At 69.1% G+C, this 3,894-nt stretch carries 5 protein-coding genes; 2 read left to right on the forward strand and 3 right to left on the reverse strand.

The window, feature by feature from the left end:
- Positions 1 to 134: 134 nt before the first annotated feature.
- The 3 genes from E1166_RS29790 to E1166_RS29795 form a co-directional block, all read right to left on the reverse strand.
- Positions 135 to 857: a helix-turn-helix transcriptional regulator gene (locus E1166_RS29790; RefSeq protein ID WP_243710593.1), complete on the reverse strand. Its 723-nt coding sequence runs from the start codon at positions 855 to 857 to the stop codon at positions 135 to 137.
- Positions 844 to 1,014: a hypothetical protein gene (locus E1166_RS31305; RefSeq protein ID WP_165944460.1), complete on the reverse strand. Its 171-nt coding sequence runs from the start codon at positions 1,012 to 1,014 to the stop codon at positions 844 to 846. The genes E1166_RS29790 and E1166_RS31305 overlap by 14 nt, the downstream gene beginning before the upstream one ends.
- Positions 1,015 to 1,127: 113 nt before the next feature.
- Positions 1,128 to 2,267 (reverse strand): helix-turn-helix transcriptional regulator, encoded by a 1,140-nt coding sequence (locus E1166_RS29795; protein ID WP_132343150.1) that lies wholly within the window; start codon positions 2,265 to 2,267, stop codon positions 1,128 to 1,130.
- Positions 2,268 to 2,417: 150 nt separating this feature from the next.
- Here E1166_RS29795 and E1166_RS29800 point away from each other — a divergent pair, with 150 nt between their 5' ends.
- Together E1166_RS29800 and E1166_RS29805 are read left to right on the forward strand one after the other, a co-directional pair.
- Positions 2,418 to 2,831 (forward strand): NUDIX hydrolase, encoded by a 414-nt coding sequence (locus E1166_RS29800; protein ID WP_243710594.1) that lies wholly within the window; start codon positions 2,418 to 2,420, stop codon positions 2,829 to 2,831.
- A 240-nt stretch (positions 2,832 to 3,071) separates the two neighbouring features.
- On the forward strand, positions 3,072 to 3,590 hold the full coding sequence (locus tag E1166_RS29805; RefSeq protein WP_132343151.1) for an RICIN domain-containing protein: 519 nt from the start codon (positions 3,072 to 3,074) through the stop codon (positions 3,588 to 3,590).
- Positions 3,591 to 3,894: the final 304 nt, after the last annotated feature.

Genomic DNA, 3,894 nt, shown 5'->3' on the forward strand with positions numbered 1-3,894 from the left:
GTACACCGCCTCCCCCGCCTCGCCCAGCTCCACCGCCGCCACCACCCGCGCCAGATCCACCGCGACCGGCCCGAAGCAGGTCCGGTGCGGGTCGTCGGCTCCGCTCCGGTCGGCGATGTCGGCGGCCCGGTCGATCAGCTCGTCCGCCTGACGGGTGTCGCCGCAACCGGCGGCGGCCAGACCACCCTGGAGCAGCAGTGCTCCCCGTACGCCCGGCTGCGCGACCCGCTGCGCGGCGGCGAGCGTCGCGGTGAGCGCCAGCCGGTCGCGGCCCAGGGCGCGCAGCGCCTGCCCGACCGACACGGCCGCCGTCCGGCCAGCAGCGGATCGCCGCCCGCGACGGCCATCGCCCGGTCGGCGGCCAGCCAGCCAAGGTCGGCCTCGCCCAGCTTGACCAGGATCGACGAGGTGATCCGGTACACCTGCACCAGTAGTTCCCGGTCGGTGCCGGGCAGGCTCCGGGCAGCGTCGAGCAGCCCGGGCAGCGCCCGCACCACCTGGGCGTAGTGCGCGTGCTGGTAGGTGAGCCAGGCGTGCGCGACGTGCCGGCCGACCTCGTCGGCCGAGGCCGCGCCACCAGCCTCGTAACGGGCGAGGGCGGCTCTGATCCCGTCCACGCCGTCGAGCCCGCTGCTCGGGGGTGGACGGTGCTCGCCGAGCAGCACCGCCGGGTCGACCCGCAGCACCTCGGAGATCTCCTGGATCACCGAGTACCGGTCCAGGGCACGCACACCCCGCTCCACCTTGTCCACCCAGCTCTTCGACTTGCCGAGCCGGTCGGCGAGCATCTGCTGCGTCATCCGGCGGCGCACCCGCCAGCGGGCCACCCGCCGGCCGATCGGCTCATCCCTGGTCACGCCGCCACCGCCGGTCGGGGCGGGCCCGGGTGGTGTCCTCGACCGGTATCCGATCCGCCTCGGCCTGTGCGAGAAGGCGCTGCTTGGCAGCCTCCCGCTCGGCTTCCTCGATCTGCTCGCCCCGACTGCGCGGGTTTTCGTGTCCTGTTCCGTTCATCTGCGACCTCCTGACGAGGGCGCGACGGCCACGTGAAGCAATAGGTAACACCGCCGTCACCCACAATCACTGTGCTGGCGGCTTTAGGTGGCCGAGCAGGTGAAACGCGTCCGCTACGACGTCGCGGACAGGCTGATCCGGCGGACAACCTCCCGCACCTGATCGGCAAGCTGACGGGACGAGGTCGCCACCGCGATACCTTCGGCCGACGTCAGAGTCTCGCGGGCCGCCGCCGTGTCACCGTGTTGCGCCTGGGCCACAGCGAGGTGCACCAGGTTCCGGCCGTGCCAGTCTGCACTGGCCTCCGCGTTGACGCCCGCGACGCCGATCGTCAACAACTCCAGCGCTCGATCGTTGGCCCGGCTGTCAGTCTCGCCGAGATACCGCCACGCGATGCCCTGCTGGATGGCAAAGAAGGACGGGGTGTACCAGTAGCCCCACGGGGACAGCGGCTCCTCCGCTGCCTGCGCAGCCAAATCCGAAGCTTCGGTCAGACGGGCGACTACTTCCTGATTATCAGCACCAGCCATGGCAAGACCTCGCGCTTCCTGACCCGCGCAGTAGGCCCGCAGCGCCGCATTCACTCTCTTGTTTCGGCGGGCTGCCTGAGACAGTCCAATCATGGCGGGCAGATCGCGCCGCAACTCGGCCTGATGGCCCTGAAAAGACAGCACGGTGGCGACGAGGTCCCGGTTGCCCGCCTCGCTGGCCCACGGCAAGGCCCGGGCATGCCAGGCTGTAGCTGCTCTATCGTTCCCCCGCGCGATGCTCAGCCATCCGGCGAACTGCGCCCACTGCGCGGCAACGTCCACCACGTGGGACCTCATGTGGTGTGGGGCCTCGCGCAGCAGAGAGGTCACGGTGTCGAGGTGAGCATGGACCGGAGCCGCAACGGGACCGGAGCCGATGGCGTCCTCCAGCCGACGATAACCCGCGAGCAGGTCGGCGAACGCCCGGACGGCAGCAGGATCGACCCGGCGGGGATGCGTAGTGACGTATGTCAGGCGGTCGCCGCCATCGGGAGCGTCCGCGACGAGTGCCGACAGTTCACCGTTCGCATCAAGTGCGCCGTCGAGTCGGACGGCCACGTCCACGGTGGGCTTCGTATGCCCGGCCTCCAACTGGTGGATTAGGCTCTTGCCATGATTGACAGCGGCAGCGAGCTGGCGCAGCGACAGGCCCCGTGACTCGCGGAGTCGTCGCAGTTCAGCGGGAAAACGCGGATCGACGACCGTGTTCGCACGTGGGGGCATGCTGCACTCCTCGCTTGTAACCATTACGAATGACCACTACCCCAAGCAACTGTGCGATCCTCGACGCTACCCGCGCTGAATGCGCGCCACCAGCGCCCACGCATCATTGCGCGGAAAGTCCGTAGCAACGCGCCGGCTAGCGTCATCGACGTGACGTGGACGGAGCCCGCCACCTGGTACGGCAACCTGCCTGCCTTCCACGCCGCCGCAGCGGGCTTCATCACCGACCCGGCAGGTCACGTGCTGCTCGCCAAGCCGACGTACCGAAGGCACTGGGCATTTCCCGGCGGGTACGTCGAGGAGAACGAGTATCCGCATGAGGCGTGCGCGCGTGAGGTGCGCGAAGAACTCGGGCTCGCCGTGGAGGTAGGTGATCTGCTGGTCGTGGACTGGGCACCGCCCGCCGGGCAGCGGCCACGGGCCCTCATCCACTTCACCTTCGACTGCGGAACCATCGATCCCAGAAACTTCGACCTGCCAGCGCACGAACTGGAGGATGCCGCCCTCTTCTCTCCGGCGTGGGCGTGCCGACGCGACGACTGTGGGCTCCGGGGATCCCGGTGAAGTCCGGCTCCCACTCCTGGACGCGTACGACGAAGCCGTGGTGGCACAGCACCGCCACCACGTCGGTGCTGTAGCCCTTCCAGGCGCGGGCCAGGCTCGACATAGAGCCGGTGAACAGCAGGCGAACTCGATCTTGCGTCGGTTCCGTCCCATGCGGCGGGACCGTAGAGTCGGCGCTGGATGATCTTCGGGGTCAGTCCACACAGAGCCACCAAGGGCATTTGACAGGGGGAGGCCCGCGTGTCACGCAGCGTACGTTCAATCCTGGCCGGTCTGGCAGCGACCGCGGCGGTCACCGCATCCGCGCTGGCCGTCGCGTCTCCGGCCCACGCCGCCACCCACTACAACATCATGAACTACAAGAGTGCGCTGTGCATGTCCGTCGGCGGCGGCGGCAGCACCGCCAACGGCGCCCAGATCATCCAGTGGGGCTGCCCCTTCCCCGGTGACAGCACGCCGGAACGTTTCTGGCACTGGTCAGGTTCGCGCATCGTCAACGACAAGAGCGGCAAGTGCCTGTCCGTCGCGGGCGGCGGCAGCACCGCCAACGGCGCCGCGATCATCCAATGGACCTGCAACGGCGAACCCGAGCAGAACTGGCGCAGCAGCGGCGGCTACCTGATCAACGGCAAGAGCGGCAAGGTGGTTTCCGTCGAAGGCGGCGGCAGCATCGACGTGGGCGCACGCCTGATTCAGTGGAGCATGACCGGCGGCCAAGAGCAGGGCTGGGATTTCAAGCCCATCTACATCGACGGGTGACTGGCGGCCACGGGGCCGGCGCCGCCTGACCGCGGCGCTGGACCCGGATCTTCCTGCGATCGGGCCGCCCTGGATGCCGTCGGCGAAATCAGGCGGTCTTCTGCGCGAGGAGTATCCGCTGAGCGCGGGCAACGGCGGATCGCACTGGGCCGACAGGGGGTCCAGAACGTCCGCCGCGTATCCGGATAGGCAACGCTCCCACCCCACCCCGCTACCACCTTCGGTGGAACGCCATTGCTGTCACCGCACGCCGGAGAAGTACATGGTGTTCCACCGACCGCGGAGGACGCGCACAGCGCAGCAC

The sequence above is a fragment of the Micromonospora sp. KC213 genome (assembly GCF_004348325.1).
GTDB lineage: Bacteria > Actinomycetota > Actinomycetes > Mycobacteriales > Micromonosporaceae > Micromonospora.